Origin of the sequence: Arthrobacter sp. FW306-05-C (assembly GCF_021801725.1) — a bacterium.
In the GTDB taxonomy this organism is placed as follows: Bacteria; Actinomycetota; Actinomycetes; order Actinomycetales; family Micrococcaceae; genus Arthrobacter.
Window position 1 is genome coordinate 587,330 of record NZ_CP084556.1, and the last position, 21,602, is coordinate 608,931.

General features: G+C 67.7%; 18 protein-coding genes. 9 read left to right on the top strand and 9 right to left on the bottom strand.

Annotation, left to right across the window (positions count from 1 at the left end; all coding sequences use genetic code 11):
- Positions 1-9: 9 nt before the first annotated feature.
- Together LFT44_RS02880 and LFT44_RS02885 are read left to right on the top strand one after the other, a co-directional pair.
- Positions 10-804: a 3-hydroxyacyl-CoA dehydrogenase gene (locus tag LFT44_RS02880; protein WP_236800993.1), complete on the top strand. Its 795-nt coding sequence runs from the start codon at positions 10-12 to the stop codon at positions 802-804.
- Complete coding sequence (locus tag LFT44_RS02885) at positions 801-2,006, top strand: acyl-CoA dehydrogenase family protein (RefSeq protein WP_236800994.1); 1,206 nt, start codon at positions 801-803, stop codon at positions 2,004-2,006. Before LFT44_RS02880 ends, LFT44_RS02885 begins: the two co-directional genes overlap by 4 nt.
- 13 nt (positions 2,007-2,019) lie before the next feature.
- Here LFT44_RS02885 and LFT44_RS02890 read toward each other — a convergent pair whose 3' ends face one another.
- Positions 2,020-2,892, bottom strand: a complete 873-nt coding sequence (locus tag LFT44_RS02890) for a DUF1684 domain-containing protein (RefSeq protein ID WP_236800995.1) — start codon at positions 2,890-2,892, stop codon at positions 2,020-2,022.
- A 103-nt stretch (positions 2,893-2,995) separates the two neighbouring features.
- Between LFT44_RS02890 and LFT44_RS02895 the strand changes: the two genes are divergently transcribed.
- The 4 genes from LFT44_RS02895 to LFT44_RS02910 all read left to right on the top strand — a co-directional run bounded on the left by LFT44_RS02895 (position 2,996) and on the right by LFT44_RS02910 (position 7,490).
- Positions 2,996-3,682 carry an NADPH-dependent F420 reductase gene (locus tag LFT44_RS02895; protein WP_236800996.1) on the top strand — a complete coding sequence of 229 codons (687 nt, stop codon included), beginning with the start codon at positions 2,996-2,998 and terminating at the stop codon, positions 3,680-3,682.
- 8 nt (positions 3,683-3,690) lie between these two features.
- Positions 3,691-4,263 (top strand): hypothetical protein, encoded by a 573-nt coding sequence (locus tag LFT44_RS02900; RefSeq protein WP_236800997.1) that lies wholly within the window; start codon positions 3,691-3,693, stop codon positions 4,261-4,263.
- 79 nt (positions 4,264-4,342) lie between these two features.
- Positions 4,343-7,150: a phosphoenolpyruvate carboxylase gene (gene ppc / locus LFT44_RS02905; protein WP_236800998.1), complete on the top strand. Its 2,808-nt coding sequence runs from the start codon at positions 4,343-4,345 to the stop codon at positions 7,148-7,150.
- Between the two features lie 34 nt (positions 7,151-7,184).
- Positions 7,185-7,490 carry a hypothetical protein gene (locus LFT44_RS02910; protein ID WP_236800999.1) on the top strand — a complete coding sequence of 102 codons (306 nt, stop codon included), beginning with the start codon at positions 7,185-7,187 and terminating at the stop codon, positions 7,488-7,490.
- On the opposite strand, the gene LFT44_RS02915 is transcribed toward LFT44_RS02910, so the two are convergent.
- On the bottom strand, positions 7,487-8,110 hold the full coding sequence (locus LFT44_RS02915; protein WP_236801000.1) for a DedA family protein: 624 nt from the start codon (positions 8,108-8,110) through the stop codon (positions 7,487-7,489). The two genes, LFT44_RS02910 and LFT44_RS02915, sit on opposite strands and share 4 nt — an antisense overlap.
- 34 nt (positions 8,111-8,144) lie before the next feature.
- On the opposite strand from LFT44_RS02915, the gene LFT44_RS02920 reads away from it, so the two are divergent.
- Complete coding sequence (locus LFT44_RS02920) at positions 8,145-8,669, top strand: O-acetyl-ADP-ribose deacetylase (protein WP_236801001.1); 525 nt, start codon at positions 8,145-8,147, stop codon at positions 8,667-8,669.
- A 15-nt stretch (positions 8,670-8,684) separates the two neighbouring features.
- Here the strand turns inward: LFT44_RS02920 and LFT44_RS02925 are convergent, their stop codons facing one another.
- Together LFT44_RS02925 and yczR are read right to left on the bottom strand one after the other, a co-directional pair.
- Entirely contained in the window at positions 8,685-9,653 is a 969-nt protein-coding gene (locus LFT44_RS02925; protein ID WP_236802775.1) for an RluA family pseudouridine synthase, read from the bottom strand.
- Between the two features lie 155 nt (positions 9,654-9,808).
- Entirely contained in the window at positions 9,809-11,317 is a 1,509-nt protein-coding gene (gene yczR / locus LFT44_RS02930; protein WP_236801002.1) for a MocR-like transcription factor YczR, read from the bottom strand.
- 60 nt (positions 11,318-11,377) lie between these two features.
- Between yczR and yczE the strand changes: the two genes are divergently transcribed.
- Positions 11,378-11,998 carry a membrane protein YczE gene (gene yczE / locus LFT44_RS02935; protein WP_236801003.1) on the top strand — a complete coding sequence of 207 codons (621 nt, stop codon included), beginning with the start codon at positions 11,378-11,380 and terminating at the stop codon, positions 11,996-11,998.
- Between the two features lie 19 nt (positions 11,999-12,017).
- On the opposite strand, the gene LFT44_RS02940 is transcribed toward yczE, so the two are convergent.
- Genes LFT44_RS02940 through LFT44_RS02950 form a run of 3 tightly spaced genes read right to left on the bottom strand, consistent with a single transcriptional unit; the run spans position 12,018 to position 19,571 of the window.
- Positions 12,018-12,848 (bottom strand): Fpg/Nei family DNA glycosylase, encoded by an 831-nt coding sequence (locus LFT44_RS02940; protein WP_236801004.1) that lies wholly within the window; start codon positions 12,846-12,848, stop codon positions 12,018-12,020.
- Positions 12,841-17,961 (bottom strand): DNA glycosylase AlkZ-like family protein, encoded by a 5,121-nt coding sequence (locus LFT44_RS02945; protein WP_236801006.1) that lies wholly within the window; start codon positions 17,959-17,961, stop codon positions 12,841-12,843. The genes LFT44_RS02940 and LFT44_RS02945 overlap by 8 nt, the downstream gene beginning before the upstream one ends.
- 44 nt (positions 17,962-18,005) lie before the next feature.
- Positions 18,006-19,571, bottom strand: coding sequence for an FAD-dependent oxidoreductase (locus LFT44_RS02950; RefSeq protein ID WP_236801007.1), 1,566 nt, complete (start codon positions 19,569-19,571; stop codon positions 18,006-18,008).
- A gap of 192 nt (positions 19,572-19,763) precedes the next feature.
- Here LFT44_RS02950 and LFT44_RS02955 point away from each other — a divergent pair, with 192 nt between their 5' ends.
- Complete coding sequence (locus LFT44_RS02955) at positions 19,764-20,237, top strand: DUF4383 domain-containing protein (protein ID WP_442863761.1); 474 nt, start codon at positions 19,764-19,766, stop codon at positions 20,235-20,237.
- 132 nt (positions 20,238-20,369) lie between these two features.
- Here the strand turns inward: LFT44_RS02955 and LFT44_RS02960 are convergent, their stop codons facing one another.
- Both LFT44_RS02960 and LFT44_RS02965 read right to left on the bottom strand, forming a co-directional pair.
- The gene (locus LFT44_RS02960) at positions 20,370-21,032 is read right to left on the bottom strand and encodes a DUF4232 domain-containing protein (protein WP_236801008.1); all 663 of its coding nucleotides are present in this window, start codon (positions 21,030-21,032) and stop codon (positions 20,370-20,372) included.
- 162 nt (positions 21,033-21,194) lie between these two features.
- Positions 21,195-21,416, bottom strand: coding sequence for a hypothetical protein (locus LFT44_RS02965; RefSeq protein WP_236802777.1), 222 nt, complete (start codon positions 21,414-21,416; stop codon positions 21,195-21,197).
- Between the last annotated feature and the right edge of the window lie 186 nt (positions 21,417-21,602).

Consider the following 21,602-nt stretch of genomic DNA (forward strand, 5'->3'; position numbering starts at 1 on the left):
GGAGGATGTATGGACATCAAAGGCAGCGTCGCACTGGTGACAGGCGGTGCGTCCGGGCTGGGAGCGGCCACCGCACGGAGATTGTTCGACGGCGGCGCCTCGGTGGTGCTCGTCGACCTGCCGTCCTCGAACGGGCAGGCAATGGCGGACGAACTCAACGGCCGCGCCGAAGCCGGCCAATCCGCCGTCTTCGCCCCGGCGGACGTGACCAGCGAGGCTGACGTGCGGGCCGCCGTCGGGACCGCCGCGGGGCTGGGCCCGCTCCGGATCGTGGTGAACTGCGCCGGGATCGCCACCCCCGGCAAGGTGCTGGGACGCGACGGCGTGCTGCCCCTGGACACATTCAGCCGCGTCATCCAGGTGAACCTGGTGGGCACGTTCAACGTCCTGCGGCTGGCCGCCGAAGCCATGGTGGCCACCGAGCCCGCCGCCACCCCGCTGGGCGGCCCCGAACGCGGTGTCATCATCAACACGGCCTCCGTGGCGGCTTTCGACGGGCAGATCGGCCAGCCCGCCTACTCCGCGTCCAAGGGTGCGGTGGCGGCGATGACCTTGCCCATCGCCCGGGAGCTGGCGCGATCGCTGGTCAGGGTGGTCACCATTGCTCCGGGCATCTTCGAGACACCCATGATGGCCGGGCTGCCGCAGGAAGCGCAGGATTCACTCGGCGCCCAGGTCCCGCACCCTTCCCGGCTGGGCAAGCCGGAGGAATACGCCAACCTGGTGGCGCACATGGTGGACAATGCCATGTTGAACGGCGAAACCATCCGCTTGGACGGTGCCATCAGGATGGGACCGAAATGAGCGCCCCGGACCTTTCGCTGTTGCCGGCCGCGGACTTCTTCGCGGTGGAATCGATGCTGGGCCAGGCCGAACGGAACAAGCTGGCCGAGCTGCGGGACTTCCTGGCGGCCGAGGTTGCCCCTTACGCCGGGGACTGGTGGAACAAGGCCGAGTTTCCGGCGCACATCCTGCCCAAGCTGGCCGCCCTGGAACTGAGCACGCCCGTGCACCGCGGCTACAGCCACCTCTTCGCCGGACTGGTCATCGCGGAGATAACCCGGGTGGACACATCCCTGGCCACCTTCTTCCTGGTCCATCACGACCTCTTTGTGGAATCCCTCCACACCTTCGGCACCGAGGACCAGAAGGAGCGGTTGCTCGCTGACGCGTCGGAGTTGCGCACCACCGGTGCCTTCGCGCTCACCGAACCCCTGCACGGGTCCGACGTGGCCGGCGGCATGGAGACGCGTGCCAGGCGGGTTTCGTCGATGACAGGAGAAGCGGACGACGACGGCGACGCCTGGGTGCTCAACGGTGCCAAGCGCTGGATCGGCAACGGGACGTTCTGCGACTACATGCTGGTATGGGCCCGGGACGAGGCGGACGGCGCGGTCCGGGGCTTCATTGTCGACGCCACTTTGCCGGGGGTCAGCCGGAGCAGGATCGAGAACAAGATCGCCCTGCGCACGGTGCAGAACGCGAACATTGAGTTCCGCGACGTCCTGGTGCCGGAAGCGGACCGCTTTGCCCGCATCAACAGCTTCGTGGACACCAAGGAACTGCTCCGCAGCTCCCGGATCATGGTGGCCTGGCAAGCGGTGGGCCAGCAGCTGGCAGCGTTCGACGTTGCCCGGCAGTACGCGGTGGAACGCCACCAGTTCGGCCGGCCGCTGGCCCATTTCCAGCTGATCCAGCAGCAGCTGGTGACCATGCTGGGCAACGCGGTGGCCAGCATGTCCATGATGGCCGGGATCGCCAGGCTGCAGGACCAGGACGCCGCCGACATGCCGCAGGTGGCCCTGGCCAAGTCCTACCTCAGTGCCCGGATGCGCGAAACCGTGGCGCTGGGCCGGTCGATTTTGGGCGGAAACGGCATCGTCACCGACTACCGGATGGCCAAGATCTTCGCCGACGCAGAGGCCATCTACACCTACGAGGGGTCATTCGAGGTCAACACCCTGATCGTGGGCCGGGCCATCACGGGCATTTCGGCCATTTCCTGAGCTTCCCCCGGCGCTAGGCGGGATAGGGCTGCTTCTCGCCGGCCTCCACCCGCACGTCCAGGCTGTTGTTCTTCACGGGCATGGGGCAGGTGCCGAAGGGGGTGAAGGCGCTGGGGTAGTTGATGACCCGGTTGAAATCGAGGACCACGGAACCGTCGGGCCGCGGCCTGGAGAGGGAAAGCTTCCGCCAGTCACCTGTGGTGTCCCCGTTGGTTTCGTCGTGGAACGTGACGGTCAGGGCGCCGAGTTTCTCTTCCTCCGCCTGCAGCCGGAACTCGTGGCTGCTGCCGGGCAGGCTGAAGACTACCTCGCCCACGCTGCGGTGCACGCCGTCCACCAATGGGTTCGCGGTGCCGATCGGTACGTCCACCGGCGCAGGGTAGGGCTCAAACCGGCCCGTCACTTCCCATTCCGGGTTGTAGGGGTAAGTGGGGACGGCGTCGAATTCCGTGAAGACCGGTGAGGTGTTGTCCCGGGTGCGGATGGCGTACCGCCCGCCGCGCATGGCCAGTTCCACCACCACCTGGTCCCCGTCCGGGCCGCCGAACTGCACCCACATCAGCGACTCCTCGTCCGCGAGGACGGCGGACACGGTGCCGTCCACCCGTTCGCCCGTCTCCACCAGCGTGAGCCCGTCTGAAGGGACCGCGGTGAGGAACGCCGTCGTGCCCTTTGCGTCAGTGGACCACAACCCCGGGGCGAGGTCGACGGCGGCGGGGGAGTCCCCGAGCCACTGGAAGGAGGTGAGGGTGAGCCAGCCATGGGGCGAGGCCATGGCCTTGTCCCGGTTGGTGCGGAAACGATGCCAGCGCTCCACTTTCGCGGCTGGGGCGGTGGCAGTTGGTGCTGCGGCAGTTGAAGTTGGGGCGGCTGGGGTGGTGGCCATGGTTCCTTCCGTTGCGTGTGCTCCCGCTACAACCGCATGAATGGCGTGTTCATTCCGTACCAAGTCCTCTTGTTCCATGTGGTGCGGAGAGTAGCGTTCTGCCATGAAGATCGCAGTTCTTGGCACGGGCACAGTAGGGCGCACGCTGGCAGCCGCGTTCAGCGCGTTGGGGCACCAGGTGGTTTTGGGCACGCGGGATCCTGTCGAAACCGCCGGCCGGACCAGCCCGGATCCCATGGGCGGGCCGCCATTCAAGGAATGGCAGGCAGGGCACGGCGATATCCTGCTGGGCACCTTCGCGGACGCTGCGGGTGACAGTGAGCTGGTGGTCAATGCCACGAACGGCGCCGCATCCCTTGCGGCCCTGGGCGCGGCAGGCGCCGCACGGCTGGCGGGAAAAGTCCTGGTGGACGTGTCCAACCCGCTCGACTTCTCGCAGGGGATGCCGCCGGTGCTGAACCCGGTCAACACGGAAAGCCTGGCTGAGCGGATCCAACAGGCGTTTCCCCTGGCCAGGGTGGTGAAGACGCTCAACACCATGAATGCCGGACTGATGGTGGACCCGCGCCGGCTGGCGGACGGAGACCATTCAGTGTTCGTCTCCGGCGACGACGCCGAAGCCAAAAAGGTTGTCACCGGCCTGCTGGAATCGCTGGGCCACCGGGACATCATCGACCTGGGCGACATCACCACGGCCCGCGGCGCCGAGATGGTGCTGCCGCTCTGGCTGCGGTTGTTCGGCGCGCTGGGGACCCCTGATTTCAACTTCAAAGTCGTCCGCCGGGTTTGAATGGGGAGGTGGACATCCTTGGCGGAGTGAATCGGGAGTGGCTGGCGGCGCTCACCTGGATAGCAGCCGCGGCTGCCGGCGCGGGCGTGCTGGTGTGGCGGCGAAGGCGGGTGGACCTCGCGGCGCTCGCCGCCGTCGTCGTCTTTATGGCAGTCAACGTCGGTGCCGGCATCTACGTCCTGAACCACCTGGCGGACGGCCGCTGGGGCGGGGATGCGCAGGCCAAGCTCGCTCCGCCGTCGCTGTCCGGGACCCCTGTGGTGGGCCAGTTCCTGGAGCCCCTTGAGAGAGCGATGGCCGGAATGGCCGGCAGCGTCAACGACTTCATCGACTTCCAGGCCGCACTGCCTGTTGCACTGGGCTTCTTCGCGGCCGCAGGCTGGGCGCTGGCCGTTTCCGTCCCGCTGGCGCTGGCAGCCGCAGCAGTGCAGGCCCGGCTTGCACGCCGCCGGAAGGCCGAGGCTGTCGCATGGCAGGACGAGGTGGAAAAACTACGCAGGGAACTCGAAGCCGTCAAACGCCACGTGGGTATCACGACATCTTTTGAGACGGATTCCACTGCCGCGCAGGAGCGGGGGTAGCATCTTTAGCTAGTAACGTGGCTCACAGTATCCAGCGCAGTGTACGAGCCAAGTCCGAACCCCTCGAAAGATTGTTTCAATGGCTCACACTGCAACACCCCCCGAAACCGATCTTGCCTCCGAACTGCGCGCGGACGTCCGGCGCGTCTCCACGCTGCTGGGCGAGTCCCTGGTCCGCCAGCACGGGCCGGAGCTCCTGGACCTCGTGGAGCAGGTCCGGCTCCTGACCAAGGAATCCAAGGAAGCGGCGCGGGGCGGTGCGCACGCCACCGGTCCCTGGAGCGCGCACGACGTCGTTGCCCAGGTCCGTGAACTCCTCGGCTCCCTGCCCATCGAGCAGGCAACCGACCTGGTCCGTGCCTTCGCGTTCTACTTCCACCTGGCCAACGCCGCAGAACAGGTCCACCGCGTCCGCGGCCTGCGGACCCGCGCCGAAAAGGACGGCTGGCTGGCCAAGACCGTGGCGGACATCGCCGCGCAGGCCGGACCCGACGTCCTGCAGGAAGTGGTCAACGGCCTGGATGTGCGCCCCATCTTCACGGCACACCCCACCGAAGCCTCCCGCCGCTCGGTCCTGGACAAGATCCGCAAGCTCTCCGACGTCCTGTCCCAGTCCACCGCGGAAGGGTCCACGGCCCGGCGCCGGCAGGACCGGCAGCTGGCGGAGATCATCGACCAGATGTGGCAGACGGATGAGCTGCGCCAGGTCCGCCCCACCCCGGTCGATGAGGCCCGGAACGCCATTTACTACCTGGGCGGCATCCTCACCGATGCCATGCCCGAAATGCTGTCCGAACTCTCAGAGCTGTTGGGCGAGCACGGCGTCACCCTTGCCTCCAAGGACGCCCCCATCCGGTTCGGCTCCTGGATCGGCGGTGACCGCGACGGCAACCCGAACGTCACCGCGGCCGTGACCCGGGAAATCCTGCAGATCCAGAACCAGAGTGCCATCCGGATCAGCATTGGGATGATCGACGAACTGATCTCCATCCTCTCCAACTCCACTGCACTGGCAGGCGCGGACGAATCGCTGCTGAAGTCCATCGACGAGGACCTGCAGAAGCTCCCCGGCCTGGACAAGCGCGTCCTGGAGCTGAACGCCCAGGAGCCCTACCGGCTCAAGCTCACCTGCATCAAGGCCAAGCTCATCAACACCGGCAAACGCGTGGCTGCGAACTCCAACCACGAACACGGCCGTGACTACAGCGGCACGGACGAACTGCTGGCAGACCTGCACCTGCTGGAGCTGTCGCTCCGCAACCACTCCGCAGCGCTGGCTGCCGACGGTTCCCTGGCCCGGGTGCGCCGCGCCATCGCCTCCTTCGGCCTGCACCTGGCCACGCTGGACATCCGCGAGCATGCAGACCACCACCACGACGCCGTGGGGCAGTTGATGGACCGGATCGGCGGCCCTGGGCTGCGCTACGCCGAGCTGAGCCGCGAGGAACGCTTTGAGGTGCTTGGCTCCGAGCTGGCCTCCCGCCGTCCGCTGTCCGGCCACCCCATCAAGCTCGACGGTGCCGCCGACGGCACGTACGACGTCTTCCGGGAGATCCGCCGCGCCCTGCGCCTGTACGGCCCGGACGTCATCGAGACCTACATCATCTCCATGACCCGCGGTGCCGACGACGTCCTGGCCGCCGCCGTACTGGCCCGCGAGGCCGGACTCATCAACCTTTTCGGTGACAAGCCCTACGCCAAGCTCGGCTTCGCGCCGCTGCTGGAGACCGTGGAGGAACTGCGGGCCTCCGCCGAGATCATTGACCAGTTGCTCTCCGATCCCTCATACCGCGAACTGGTGCGGCTGCGCGGGGACGTCCAGGAAGTGATGCTGGGCTACTCGGACTCCAACAAGGAATCCGGTGTGATGACCAGCCAGTGGGAAATCCACAAGACCCAGCGGAAGCTGCGTGATATCGCCGCCAAGCACGGTGTCCGCGTACGCCTGTTCCACGGCCGCGGCGGTTCCGTAGGCCGCGGCGGCGGACCCACCTACGATGCCATCCTGGCCCAGCCCAACGGTGTCCTGGAAGGCGAGATCAAGTTCACCGAGCAGGGTGAAGTCATCTCCGACAAGTACTCCCTGCCGGAGCTCGCCCGCGAAAACCTGGAGCTGTCGCTGGCCGCTGTGCTCCAGGGGTCCGCCCTGCACCGTGACCCGCGCACCTCAGAGGACCAGCGGGAACGCTACGGGCACGTCATGGAGGTGATCTCGGACGCCGCCTTTGACCGGTACCGGAAGCTGATCGACCATCCCGACCTGCCCGCCTACTTCATGGCCTCCACGCCTGTAGAGCAGCTGGGTTCCCTGAACATCGGTTCCCGCCCGTCCAAGCGCCCGGATTCGGGTTCCGGCCTGGGCGGCCTGCGCGCCATCCCGTGGGTGTTCGGCTGGACCCAGTCCCGGCAGATCGTGCCGGGCTGGTTCGGTGTGGGATCCGGTCTCAAGGCCGCCCGCGAGGCCGGCCACTCCGCCCAGCTGGTGGAAATGATGGACCACTGGCACTTCTTCCGCTCCGTGCTGTCCAACGTGGAGATGACACTTGCGAAGACGGACATGGACATCGCCGGCTACTACGTGTCCACCCTGGTCCCGGAGGAACTCCACCACCTCTTCCGGACCATCCGCGAGGAGTACGAGCTCACCGTGGCCGAGGTGCGAAAGCTCACCGGCGAGGACATCCTCCTGGACGCGCAGCCAACCCTGAAGCGCTCCCTGGAAATCCGCGACCAGTACCTGGACCCCATCAGCTACCTGCAGGTGGAACTGCTGCGCCGCATCCGGACAGAATCCGAAATCAGCGGGGCCGAACCCGACGAACGCCTCCAGCGGGCCATGCTCATCACCGTCAACGGCGTGGCAGCCGGCCTCCGCAACACCGGGTAACCCTCCAACCCGGCGTTTGGATAGGGTGGAGGGCATGCCTTCCTTCCAGACCCGCCTCAAGATCACCGGGCTTCGGCCGGGCAATCCGCCGGAGTCCGTCATGGACGCGGCGGTGGAGGCGCTGGGTACCCGGCACCATGTGGAGGCGCACCAGCTCCAGCTCGCCGGAGGCGTGCCGCAGCTGAACCTGCGCTTCCTCGTGGAGGCGAGTGAATACAGCGGCGAGAACCGCCAGGCGGTGGAATCGGCAGCCATGATGCGCGACGCCGTCGAACGCGTTGCGCTGACGGGTGCACTGAGCGTGCTGCGGCGCAGCCGCGGCAAGTGGCTGCCCGTCTAGCCTGCGTCGGGGATGGGCTCGTCCTCCACCGGCGAGCGGTTGCCGCGCCGGCGGGTGACGATGATGCCCACGACGGCGCCGATCACCAGGCCCAGCGCCACGCCGATGAGGGAGCTGGCCCAGAACGGCAGCTTGGTGGTTGAACCGGTGAAGTACCCCAGGCCCACCAGCCAGCACGCCCACAGGACCGCTCCCAGACCGGCGCACAGGCCGAAGCCCCGGACCGAAACGTTGGCCACGCCGGACGCCGCCGAAGTGGCAAGCCGGCCGCCGGGGATGAACCGGGCGCCGATGATGGTTCCGTAGGTGGAGGACCGCCCCGCCTTGGCCAGTGCCGAATGAATGCCGGCATGGACGCGCCGGCCCCACTTCCAGCGGTCCAGCACATGGCTGAGGCGACGCCGGAAGAGATGGAACACCACCATGTCACCCAGCCAGGACGCCACGGCTGCGAGCACCAGCACCAGGAACACGTTGGCCCGACCGTCCGCGGACAGCGCGCCGCCGGTAATCACCACCATTTCGGACGGGATGGGCGGAAAAATGGCGTCGCCGATCACCATCGGGACGACCCATAAATAGAAGGTCGCTCCCCAGCTGTCGATGCTGCCGAAGTCCATTGCCACAACGTACCGCACTTGGGAAACTGGCGGCATGCGGATCTCTGTTCTGCAGGGCGACATTACGCAGCGGCGGGTGGACGTGGTGGTGAACGCCGCCAACGCGTCACTGCTCGGCGGCGGGGGAGTGGACGGAGCGCTGCACCGGGCTGCCGGGCCGGAGCTGCTGGCAGCGTGCAGGGAACTGCGGGAAAGCGCGTTGCCGCACGGCCTCCAAACCGGCGCCGCCGTGGCGACCCCCGCGTTCCGGCTGCCCGCCCGCTGGGTGGTGCACACAGTGGGGCCCAACCGGCATGCGGGCCAGACCAACCGTGCGCTCCTGGTGTCCTGCTTCAGCGAAAGCCTGCGGCTGGCCGACACTTTGGGTGCGCAGGCGATGGCCTTTCCCGCGGTGGGAGCCGGAGCCTACGGGTGGAGCGCGGCGGCTGTGGCGCAGGCAGCGCAGGACGCTGTGGCAGGGTTCCGGTCCTCGCACCCGGACAGCGGTCTGGAGCTGGTGGAGTTCGTACTGCACACCGCCGGGGTCGAGGCCGTGTTTAGGGAAGTGCTCGGGGTTTAAGGACGGGCCAGAAGTTTAGGGATGTGCCCGGACCGCTTCGCTGAGCTCCAGGCCGCTGCGGTACTCCACGGGCTCCCCCGAGATAGGGTCCACGAAACGGATGCCGCGGGCCAGGAGTTGGAGCGGCTTGGCGTAGTCGTCCGGGGCCTTGTCCAGCAGGTCCGGGTAGAAGGCGTCGTTGACGATCCCCAGTCCCAGGGAAGCCATGTGGACGCGCAGTTGGTGGGTCTTGCCGGTGTGCGGTTCCAGCCGATACCGTGCCAGGCGGTGGGCAGCCGAGGTTCCGGCCGCACCCATAGCCGTGCCGCCGTCGAACGTTTCCAGCCGCTCAATCCTGGTTTCAGCGTTCGGCTCGCCGTCGACGACTTCGGCCAGCAGGTAGCTGCGGGACTTGGTCATCCGGTTCCGGACCACCACGGGAAATTCGACGGCGGGGTATCCCGGCGCGGGCTCGGCGGCGGAAACGCACTCGTACTCTTTCTGCACCTGCCGTTTCTCGAACAGCACCTGGTACTTGCCGCGCGTTAGCGGATTGGTGGAGAAGAGCAGGACGCCGGCGGTCATGCGGTCCAGCCGATGCATGGGGATCAGGTCCGGCAGGTCCAGCTGGTTGCGCAGCCGGACCAGGGCGGACTCCTGGATGTAGGTGCCGCCCGGCGTGGTGGGCAGGAAATGTGGTTTGTCCACCACCAGCAGGTGCTCGTCCTGGTGCAGGATGCTGAGCTCCACCGGCAGGCGGGTTTCCGGGGGCAGCGTCCGGTAGTACCAGATGAAGGTGTGGTCCTCCAGCTTGGTGTGCCGGGTCAGGGGCACGCCGCCCTCGCCCACGATCTCGCCGGCGTCGAACCGGTCCTCGATGCCCTGCGGATCGATGTGGCCCCACCGGTGCATCATGTAGTCCATCGCAGTGTCCCACGGCCCCTCGTCCGGAAGCCGCAGGCGGGTGGCGTTGACGCCGTCGCGCACGGGGAGGGGGGATTGCATCACCGGTCCATTCTACCGGTGCCGAATATTGTCCTTCCTTTGAAGGCTCCCGTGACCGGTGCCTCCCCAAACCGCCGGAACGGTGCGGGGACGCCGTACCGTTCCCGGGGTTCCCGCACCGTTCCGGCGACCTCCGTGGGGAAGTTGTTCCCGGATCAGGCGATGGCGACGGCGGGCGCCTGGGTCAGTGAGCGCCGAAGCTGGGGTGCGGCGTCGAGTTTGTCCTGGGCGGCCCGCAGGGCCAGCACCGCGGTCTCCAGCTTCGCCGGCGGGAGCGTGAAGGGCAGCCGCAGGTTGCGTTCGAATGCGCCGCCGATCCCGAACCGGGGGCCTGCCGCCAGCCTGATGCCAAAGTCCGGCGCCAGCACGGTAAGCGCCGTGCTGATGGGTCCGGGAAGCCTGCACCACACGGACAGGCCGCCGGGAGGCGGCGTCACCTGCCACGTCGGGAGGTGCTCCGCGAGGAGGCCGAGCAGTGCGGAGCGGTTGCGGCGCAGCGTCTGCAGCAGTGCGGGCAGTGGTTCTTCCAGGGCCCGGACCAGGTGGGCAGCGGCCAGTTGCTCCATGACGGGGCCGCCAAGGTCCAGGGTGGTGCGGGCTGCGGCGAAGCGCTGGATCATCGGTTCCGATGCCCGGATCCAACCGGTCCGCAAGCCGCCCCAGTGGGACTTGCTCAGCGATCCGATGGACACAACGGAGCTGCTGAACCCGGCAAGGGGAGTTGTGGCAACGCCGTCGAGGTTGAGGTCCCGGAGCGTCTCATCCGCCACCAGCACGGTTCCGGCCGCCGCGGCGGCGCGGGCCAGTCGGCGGCGCTGGGCATCAGGCATGATCATGCCCGTGGGGTTGTGGAAGTCCGGGACCACGTATGCAAGTTTTGGCTGTTGCTGCGCCATGGCGGATTCCAGTGCCGGCAGGTCCCAGCCGGACTCCGCGAACGACACCGGTACCGGCCTGCACCGGGCCGAGCGGACGGCATCCAGCGCATGGGGGTAGCTCGGGTGCTCCACCAGGATGCGGTCCTGCCGGTCGGCGAGGGTGCGGATGATGATGGTCAGGGCGTGCTGGGCGCCGGACGTCACCATGATCTGGCCTGGGTGGGTCGGCACTCCGGCTGTTGAATACCGGTCCGCCACCGCTTGGCGCAGCGGCAGCAGTCCCAGGGCGTCGTACCCGAAGCCGGGGAGCAGGGCGGGAAGCTCGGTCAGGGCCGCGGCAAAGGCCCGGTGCACCACCTCGCCACTCGCGGGCAGCGCGGAATATGCCAGGTCGATAAGTCCCCCAGGCGCAGCCAGCCCGGGCGCAGTGAGCCCGGGTGCGGTGAGCCCTGGCGCCGGGGGGACGGCGGACGGCGGCTGGGGACCGAAGAGTGCCGGGCCGAACGGAGTCAGTTCGGGAATGCGGGTCTTGCCCCGGCTCCCTTGCCCGCTGCTGAGGAACCCCTGCTCGCGGAGGGAGGCGTAGGCCGCGGTCACCGTGGTGCGGCTGACTGCCAGGGCATCGCACAGCGAACGCTCACTGGGCAGGGCAGTATCGAGCGGTATCCGACCATCCAGGATGAGCAGCCGCACCACGTCGGCCAGTTCACGGTAGGCCGGTCCCGTTCCGCTGTTCCAAGGGCCAAGGAGGCGGGATAAGGCGAGGGCGGTAAGGGCGGCGGCCATGTAGCCAGTATCTCAGACTGGATATGTAAACAAATGCCAGTTAGTTGCGAACATGGTTGCATGATGACCCGCAGACTGATCCAGCTCTTCACCGGCCTCGCCTTGTACGGCATCTCCCTGGCCATGTTCATCCGCGCCGGCCTGGGCCTGGATCCGTGGGACGTCTTCCACCAGGGGCTGGCCAACCGCACCGGGGTCAGTATTGGCCTGGTGGTCATCATCGTAAGTTTCCTGGTGTTGTTGCTGTGGATCCCGTTGCGGCAGATGCCTGGGTTCGGGACTTTGTGCAACGCCATCCTGGTCGGCGTCTTCGCGGACATCGGCCTGGCACTGCTCCCACCGGTGTCCCACCTGGCCGTCCAGATTGTGCTCCTCGCGGGGGCCGTACTGGTAAACGCCATCGCCTCGGCCTGTTACATCGGCGCCGGCTTTGGGCCGGGTGCCCGTGACGGTCTCATGACTGGCCTGGCCCGCCGGACCGGATGGACCGTAAGGATGTCCCGCACGCTCATCGAGGTGACCGTGCTGGCGGCCGGCTGGCTGCTGGGCGGTTCGGTGGGCGTGGGAACGGTGGTGTACGCGCTGGCCATTGGCCCCCTGGTGCACGTGCTGCTGCCGCGCTTCACCGTGAATCCCGCACCGCGGAAGACCAGCAGGGAAAGCAGCGCGGCGAACTGTTGACTGCTTCGAACGCAGAACGTCAGCCAGGCGCAGGCTGGCATTTCGGGCAGAAGTAGATGTCTCGTTCCTCTTCGCCATTGGGCTTGCCCAGAAGTCCTCGCCGGATGGGTGTACCGCACTTCAGGCACGGCTGGCGTTCCCGGCCATACACCCAGTAGCCGGGCCTGCCGGCCATCCTGCCCACCGGCATGCCACGGGTGTTGAGGATGGTGACCCGGCGTCCCGGGCCCAGGTTGACCTCCAAAAGCTGCTTGGCGTCGGTCATCATGGTCCGGACGTCCGGCACCTCGGAGACAGGCGTAGCAGGATGCACCCCTGAAAGGAAGCACGCTTCGCAGCGGTAGATGTTGCCGATGCCCGCGAGGTTCCGCTGGTCCAGGAGCGCTACTCCGATGGGGACTTCAGGGCGGGAGCGGATGCGGCGTTCTGCCTCGTCCAGGTCCCAGTCCGGGCCCAGGAGGTCCGGGCCGAGGAAGCCGACGATGGCGTCCTCGTTAGCGGTTGCCACCACCTCCACGATGCCAAGCGAAAAGCCGACGGCGTCTGCCACTGCCGTCCGCAGCACGCACCTGGCGGTAAAGCCTGGTTTCCGCCACCTGCCGCCGGGCGGATAGACCTGCCACGCGCCTTCCATCTTCAGGTGCGAATGGATGGTCAGTCTTTTGTCTTCCGGGCTGACCACCCGCATCAGCAGGTGCTTGCCGCGGGGGACAACCTCCTCCACGGTCCAGCCGGCCAGGTTCAGCGTGGCGAACCGGGGCACGCGGAAATCCGACGCAATTAAAGTCTGTCCCGCCAGGGCCTCATGCAGTTGGTGGGCGGCCCGCCAGACGGAATCGCCCTCAGGCACGGATCCTCAGTCCCTTCGGGGTGGAGTAGGCGCCTGCCGAGCTCAGGGCAGCAGCGACCGGGGTGTCCAGGAGGTCGTGACCGTTTACCTTCTCCATGAACAGCTTGTCCACCGCTCCGCGGGTCACCACCCCCACCAGCGCGGCAGCCGCTGCCGCCAGCACGGCGTCGTCCTCGGTGAAGGCCAGCAGGGTCTTTCCGCCGCGCTCCACGTAGAGGACCAGCGCGCCGTCCACCAGCACCACCAGCGCCCCCGCTTTCCGGCCCGGCCGGTGCCCCGTGCCGGCGTCCTCCTGCAGCGCGGGCCAGGGCAGGGCGGCACCGTAGGGGTTGGCGGGATCGGTGGCGGCGAGGGCCAGGGCCACGGGTTCGGCCTTGGCCAGTTGGTTGTCCTCGGAGTAGGAGCGGAGCCGGTCCACGGTGGCGGGAACCGCGAACTGGGCGGCGCCCAGTTGCTCGATGAAGTAGCCGCGGCGGCACCGGCCTGCTTCCTCGAGCCGCGCCAGCACCTTATACATGAGTCCGAAGCCGCCCATGATCTGTTCCGCCATGACCGAACCCCTGGTCACCACGCCGTAACGGTCCAGCAGGAGTTCGGCGGTGGCGCGGGCATGGATAGTGGGATCGAGTTCAGGCTCCGGAAGCGCTGACCAGCGGCCTGCCGCGGTGGGCGGAGAGGCGGTACCCTGCGGTCCGTACCGCCCGCCGGCCAGTCCGGGGGAGCCCATGAGGCCGGTGCCATGGGAACGGCCCAGGCGGCTCAGCCGAGGCGCCCTGGCACGCGGGGCACGGGCTACCTGCCGGTGCGCGGTGTGGCCACCGGCGATCAGGGCGCGGACGGGGGCGAAGGTGTCGCCGGTGATCCTCCCTGCCCACGCCAGATCCCAGAGTGCTGCCACCACCTCTTGGTCGCTCAGGACGGCGTCCATGCCGCCGGCCACCTCCGTCAGTTGCCGGAAGAAGTATCCGCCGCCGTTGTTGCGCAGATGGTCCAGGAGCCGCCGGCCCGCGTCCCCCGGCTCGAACTCAGGTGCGGGGTTGAGCGTCAGCTCAGCTGAGTCCGCCAGGTGCAGGCTGATCCAGCCGTCGTTGCCGGGCAGGGGGCCTGCGCCGGACCAGAGCACTTCACCGGCGGCCATGAGTTCGTCCAGCATGGCGGGCTGGTAGTTGGACACGCGGGTGGCCAACACCAGGGGCTCCCACGCCGACGCCGGGACGGGCACCCCCGAGAGCTGGTCAATGGCCGTGATGATGCCGTCCAGTCCGCGCAGCGAGGGCTGGCCGCGGCCACCGCCTGGCGTCCTGACATGCTGCCACGCGGGCAGGAAGCGTCCGTAGGCAGCGGCATCCACAGGCTCCACTTCCGCCCGCAGGGCAGCCAGTGAACGACGGCGGAGCTTGCGCAGCACCTCGGCGTCGCACCATTCACTGGCAATGGAGTGCGGGACATCCGGCGCGGGCGCCTCAGCGGGCGAAGCGATCTCGTCAGTTGGCTGCGCTGGTTCATCAACCGGCGCTGATTCAGGAAGTGCAGGTTCATCCAACGCTGACTCTGCAAGTGCGGCTGCCGTCGAGGTGACATGTGGCCGGAATTCACCCTCCACCACGCGGCCGTCCGCTGCCAGCCGTTTCAGCGCGGTTCCCACCACGGCCACGCCCAGGCCCAGCCGGGCGGCTGCTTCGGCAGCAGTGAAGGGACCATGCGTGCGTGCGTACCGGGAGACAAGATCGCCCAGGGGATCGGCAACCGGTTCGATGAACGCCAACGGCACACCCATGGGCAACGGAACGCCGATGGCATCCCGCAGACGCGCTGCATCTTCTACAGCGGCGAAACGCTCAACCCCGCCGATGTTGACCTTGATGGCGCGGTTGGAGCGCTGGAGGGCGGCGAGGTGCGCTGCCGCTTCTGCCACGGTGGCGGCCGGGGTTTCAGGGGCTGCGGTTTCGACGTGCCCGGTTTCGACGTGCCCGGTTTCGAACTGCCCGGCCTCGACGGCCCCGGTTTCGGCAGGTTCACCAACAGATTCGACCGCCGGGACGCCGCCCTGCAACCGCGCCGCGGTTTCTTCAGGGGCCAGCGGACCCAGCAGCCGCAGCAGGTCCGCGACGCCTTCCATCCCGCGTGCCCTGCGGTCCGGCGCCAGGCGCTGCAACTCACGCTCGGTGGCTTCGATGACCTTGGCATCCAGGAGTTCGCGCAGCTCCACGCGGCCCAGCAGCTCGTTCAGGAGGGTGGAGTCCAGGGCCAGGGCGGCGGCGCGCCGTTCCGCGAGCGGAGAATCGCCCTCGTAGAGGAACTGCGCCACGTAGCCGAAGAGCAGGGACTTGGCGAACGGTGAGGGCTGCTGCGTGGTGGTCTGCAGGATCCGCAGTTCCCGCCGTTCCACGGACGCGGCGATGTCCTTCAAAGCGGGCAAATCGTAGACGTCCTGCAGGCATTCGCGCACCGTTTCCAGGACGATGGGGAACGTGGGGTACTTCCGGGCCACGTCCAGCAGCTGGGCCGACCGCTGGCGCTGCTGCCACAGGGGCTGGCGTTTGCCTGGGGTCTGCCTGGGCAGCAGGAGCGCGCGGGCCGCACATTCCCGGAACCGCGACGCGAACAGGGCGCTGCCACCCACCTCCGCTGTGACGATCTGTTCCAGTTCCTCGGGATCAAAGAGGAACAGCTCGGCGCCGGGCGGCTCGTCTTCCATCATGGGCACCCGCAGCACGATCCCGTCGTCGGCCGCCATCGCCGAGCCGTCCAGCCCGTAGCGCTGGTGGAGCCGTTGCCCCACAGCCAGTGCCCACGGCGCGTGCACCGGCATGCCAAAGGGGCTGTGCAGGATCACGCGCCAGTCGCCGAGTTCGTCGTGGAACCGCTCCACCACCAGGGTGGTGTCGCTGGGGACCACCTCCGTGGCCTGTTTTTGCTCGGTGAGGTACTGGATGAGGTTGTTCGCCGCGAAGTCGTCCAGCCCGCTGGCCTTGCAGCGTTCGGCGGCGGGGCCAGCGTCGGAGGCCGAGAGCTCGCGGACAAAGGCGCCCAGCGCACGGCCCAGGTCCACTGGCCGCCCCAGGGAGTCACCCTTCCAGAACGGAAGCTTGCCGGGCTGCCCGAAGGCGGGGGAGACCAGGACACGGTCGTGCGTGATGTCCTCGATCTTCCAGCTGGTGGCACCCAGTGCGAAGACGTCGCCCACGCGGGACTCGTAGACCATTTCTTCGTCCAGTTCGCCCACGCGCCGGCCGCCTTTCGGAGCGCGGGCCGGTTTTCCGTCCTCCGCAGGGGAAGCCACGCCTTCCTGCTCGGTGCCGATGATGTAGACACCGAACAAGCCGCGGTCCGGGATGGTGCCGCCTGACGTGACTGCCAGGCGCTGGGCGCCGGGCCGGCCCTCGATGGTGCCGGCGTTGCGGTCCCAGATGATCCTAGGCCGCAGTTCAGCGAACTCATCGGACGGGTAGCGGCCCGCCAGAAGATCCAGCGTGGCCTCGAACGCTGAGCGGGGAAGCGAGGCAAAAGGGGCCGAGCGCCGGACGGTGCTGAACCATTCCTCCACATCGATGCTGCCCAGGGCGGTGGCGGCCACGGTCTGCTGGGCCAGGATGTCCAGTGGGTTGGCCGGGATGCTGAGCCGTTCGATCTTGCCGTTCAGCATTCGCTCCACGGTGATGGCGGTGTGGACAAGGTCTGCCCGGTGCTTGGGGAAAAGGACGCCCTGGGAGATCTCACCCACCTGGTGTCCGGCCCGGCCCACCCGCTGCAGCCCGCTGGCCACCGAAGGCGGCGACTCCACCTGCACCACCAGGTCCACTGCACCCATGTCAATGCCAAGTTCCAGGGATGATGTCGCCACCACACAGCGCAACCGCCCGGACTTCAGGTCGTCCTCGATGAGTGCGCGCTGGTCCTTGGAGACGGAACCGTGGTGGGCGCGCGCCAGGACGGGGTCCGCCCCCGCGGAGCTTCCGGCCTGGGCCATCATGTGGGCCGGCGTGGCGGTTGACGCGGGAACGCCCGACGCCGTTGCCTCCTGGGTGCCGGAGGCACCAGCGTGCCCTTCCGGAGTGGGATCGTCCCAGCCGCCGCCCACCGCAATCAGCTGGCGTTCGGCGTAGATTTCGTTGAGCCGGGCCGTCAGGCGCTCTGCCAGGCGCCGGGAGTTGGCGAAGACAATGGTGGACTGGTTTGCCAGCACCAGGTCGACGATCTTCTCCTCCACATGCGGCCAGATGGATGCCTGCGGCTGGAGCCCGGAGGCCGGCCCGGAATCAAACGCTCCCGCGGCACCCTGCAGGTCCGACATGTCCTCCACGGGTACGGAGACCGTCAGGTCCCAGTTCTTCCTGGCGGGCGGGGCCACGATTTCCACGGGGGCCGAACCGGCAAGGAACTGGGCCACGAGTTCCTTGGGTTCCACCGTGGCGGAGAGTCCGATGCGCTGTGCGGGTTTGGGCAGCAGCGCGTCAAGCCGCTCCAGCGAGACAGCGAGGTGTGCACCGCGCTTGGTGCCGGCCACGGCGTGGACCTCGTCAATGATGATGGTGTCCACCTCGGCAAGGGTCTCCCGGGCCTTGGAGGTGAGCATGAGGAACAGGGACTCGGGAGTGGTGATGAGGATGTCCGGCGGACTGCTCAAAAGTGCGCGGCGGTCCGCGGCAGGCGTATCCCCGGACCGGACCCCCACCGTGATCAGCGGCGCGGGAAGTCCCAGCCGCTTGGCTGTCTGGGTGATCCCGATCAGCGGTGACCGCAGGTTCCGTTCAACGTCCACGCCCAAAGCCTTAAGGGGCGAAATGTAGAGGACGCGGGTCTTGCGTTTGGGCGGACGGGCCCGTTTGCCTTTGGCGGGCGCCTCAGCTGCCGGCGATTCAGGGGCCTGGGACGCAGACGCCAGGAGCCGGTCGAGTGCCCAGAGGAAGGCGGCGAGCGTCTTACCGGAGCCGGTGGGGGCAACCACCAGCGCGTGCGAGCCGGAGGAAATAGCGTTCCAGGCCCCGGCCTGTGCGGGAGTTGGCTCGGAAAAGGCGCCCAGGAACCACTCCCGGGTGGGCCGGCTGAACTGGCCCATGGGTGCAGCTGCGCCGGAAGCACGGCTGCCGGCAGGACGCTGTTCCTGGTTCATGCCTCCATCATGCCCCAAGCCACTGACACTCAACTCCCGATGGATCAGGGTTGCGCCTGGGTTCCGGCCTGCTGCAGATCCTTGGTGGCGGGGCCCTCGAGGAGCTTGCCCTCGTTGGTGAAGCGGGAGCCGTGCAGCGGGCAGTCCCACGTTCGTTCGTTGTCATTCCAGTGCAGGATGCCGCCCAAGTGGGTGCAGACTGCGGACAGACGGCAGGTGCTTCCGTCCACGGTGGAAACTGCTACCGGGCGGTTGCCGTCACGGTAGACCTTGCCCTGCCCTTCCGGCGGGGTGGCGGCAGCGGACGGACCAGTTGCCACAGGCGCCGGAGCCTGGTCCCTACCCCGTTTCAGGCCGTCGATTTTCCGGCCCTCCGCGGTCACCTTTCCCCAATCCGTGGCCATCCTGGCAGCCACGCCGGCGTTGAGCGTGACGGCGGAGAGCGCACCTGCAGGCGACGTGATGCGGTGGTGGATGGTGTCCGCCCAAGGCACCTGGCCACCGAGGATGTCCGCGGAGATGCCCAGTGCGGCGGCTACGGCATTGGTCATTCCCCACTTGTTGTACCCGGTGCCGAAGTAGATCTGGCCCTTGCCGCGGGGGAGTTTGCCGAAGAACGGCATGAGGTTGGTGGGCATGTAGTCCTGCGCCGACCATGTGTGGGTGGTCACGGCGCCGGGGTAATGCTGCCCGGCCCAGTCCAGCAGGCCGGTGAGGTGTGCCTTTTCGGACTCTGTGCGGCCTACCTGGTGGCCGTGGCCGCCCACCAGCAGCAGGTTCCTGCCGTCCACTTCGTAGTCGCGGAGGGAGTGGGTGGGCTGCTCAACGGAGATGTACATTCCGGGCGGAGGTGCCTGGTCCTCCTGCAGCTGGAGTGCGGCCGCGTAGGAGCGGCTTGGCTTCAGCTTGGCGAAATACAGGCCGCGGTCCAGGACGGGGATGCCGGTTGCCAGGACCACTTTGTCCGCCCTGACGCTGCCCCGGTCAGTCCGGACGGCGGATGGGGAGTCACCGGTGACGTCCCGGAGGCGAACGCCGCTGACGACCCGTCCGCCCCGGCTACGGATGTCCGCCACCAGTGCGTCAAGGACGTCCATCGGGTTGATCTGGGCTTGGTTCCGCATGCGCACGGCACCGTGTACCGGAAAGGGCAGGCCGGCGTCGCGGACGTAGTCCACGTCCAGCCCGGCGGTGGTAGCGGCGCTGATCTCTTCCCGCAGCTTTTCGGTGCCCTGGGCGGAGGCGGCGTAGGTGTAGGCGTCACGGCGCTGGAAGGGCACGCCCTGTTCCTCGAGGTAGCGCAGCAGCCATGCCTGCCCTTCCCGGTTTCCGTCAACGTACGCCTGCACTTGTTTTTGGGAGTATTGGCGGGCGAGCCGGGACAGGAACGTTCCCTGCAGCAGGGTCACTTTTGCTGTGGTGTTGCCGGTGGTCACGGCGCCGGGGTGGCGGGCCTCAAGCACCAGCACACTCTGCCCGGAGCGGGCCAGCAGCAGCGCCGCGACCAAACCGGTGAGGCCGGCGCCGGCCACCACTGTGTCGTACCTCGTGTCGGGTTCGAACGGGTCAGATGTGAAAGGTTGCCTGCGGTCCAGCCAAATCGACGTCATGCGGGTCCAACCTGCCTCCGGTCCAAGGCCTTCACAGGCCAATTTGTGATGGGTCTGTTACTGACCCTTACTATCCGCGGCGGATTTGCTAAGTATACTTACGATGTCGGGGGTTAAGTCTACGGTCGAGCACCAATGGTCGTGCATCGCCCGGCAGCCAGTAATGCACCAACGACACAAGCAGGAGACATCATGACAACCATGAATTCCGGCGGTCGCACCGTAGGCCGGACCAACATCCAAAAAGCCACCCTTGCCGTAGGCGTGGTGTTCCTTCTGGTGGGGGTCCTCGGGTTCATCCCGGGCATCACTTCCAACTACGAGTCCCTGGGGTTCGCTGGACACGGGTCCGGCGCCCTGCTGCTGGGCATCTTCCAGGTTTCGATCCTGCACAACATCGTCCACCTGCTCTTCGGCATCGCGGGCATCGCCATGGCCCGCGCTGCGGCAGCGTCGAAGAACTACCTGGTGGTCGGCGGCGCCATCTATCTGGTGCTGTGGCTCTACGGCCTGCTCATCGGCCAGGACAGCGGAGCCAATTTCGTGCCGGTCAACAGTGCTGACAACTGGCTTCACTTCGTCCTCGGAGTCGCCATGATCGGCCTGGGCGTGGCGCTGTCCCGCGGGACGGCGCGCACAGGCCGCACCAGCACGGCAGCCCGGTAACCACACTGCACTGCCGATAACTGAACAGGACCGCCGTCGGGGTGGAAACCTCCGACGGCGGCCCAGGACTACTGAAGGCGGCCCGGCTTGATAGCCGGGCCGCCTTCAGTCATTGACGGAATGGTTTGCGGGTCAGGCGGGCTGGAATGCTCCGATGGAGAGCAGGGCAATGTCTGCGTTGCTGCAGGCCGTTGTGGGCTGCGGGATGAACAGCGAGTCGGTGTCCTCCGGCGGGTAGATCCGGTAGCCGGCGGCGTCCACGGGCGAGCAGCCCTGGTAGTTAAGGGCCTGCGTGTAGCGCAGCACTGCTGTGCCGGTCTGGCCGGGAGCCAGCAGGACGTCCACCACACCGGCGGAGTCGTCCCGCGTCGCCGGGGCGCCGATCGGTTCCCCGGCGGCGTCCGCCACCAGGGAAACGCCGGGGAAGCCCCTGAGGATGCAGGGTTCGGAGCCCTTGTTGGTGAGGTTCAGCTTCATGTAGACGCTGCCCGCGGCGCCGCCGCCGGAAGCGTCGGTGGCGGCGGTGAGGCCGGCTGCCTTGCACAGGCCGGGTGCGCCTGCGGCAGTGGTGGCGGGAGCCGGGGAGGACGGCGTGGACGTGGGCGGCGCCGAAGACTGCGTGGTGGCCGACGGTGTGGCTGACTGGCTGGCCTGCCCGCTGCCCGAGGGCGAGGGCGAGGGCGACGTCGTCGTCTGGGACTGCGGCTGGCTTGGACCGCACGCGGTGAGCAACAGTGCTGCCGCTGCAGCCGCCGTCGTTATAACCAACCCCTGGGAAATTTTCTGAGACCTCATGGCACCACCTTCGCGGTACCTGTTGCCCGCGTCAACGATGCCACCTGCAGTAGCGGCAATTTGATGCCCGGATCGTGATGATCCGGGCATCAAACACGTCCCTGGGTGCCGGTCAGTCGGTCTCGGGGCCGGTGCAGTAGTGGCAGTCCTCCGGGCAGTCCGTCATGCCGGCACTCCCGCCAGGTCGAAGCCGTCTGCAATGTGGAACAGGCGCCGGCCGCCCGCAGGAGCTGTCACCCACACCACATCGCCGTCGTCGGTCCTGGCGTCCACCAGACCGCTGAACACGGTGCGTCCATTGTGCCTGACTTCCACTGCATCGCCGTTCTCGACGGTGTCCCAGCGGACAGGGCTCTTTATCGGGCTCTTAACGCGGCTCGTCATTGAAGTCACGGTTTTTCCTTTGAGGGGGTCCGGCCGGCGCGGCCGTTGCCGCCCGGTGATGTCATCAAACAGCGGCGCCACTGCCGGGCTCAATGGAGGAATGGCCACCAGCGCAGGCTGGACTTTGTGCACGGCTCCAGCAGAGCCTGTGACGGGGTGAAGGGGCCAGGGTTAGACTGCCTGCGT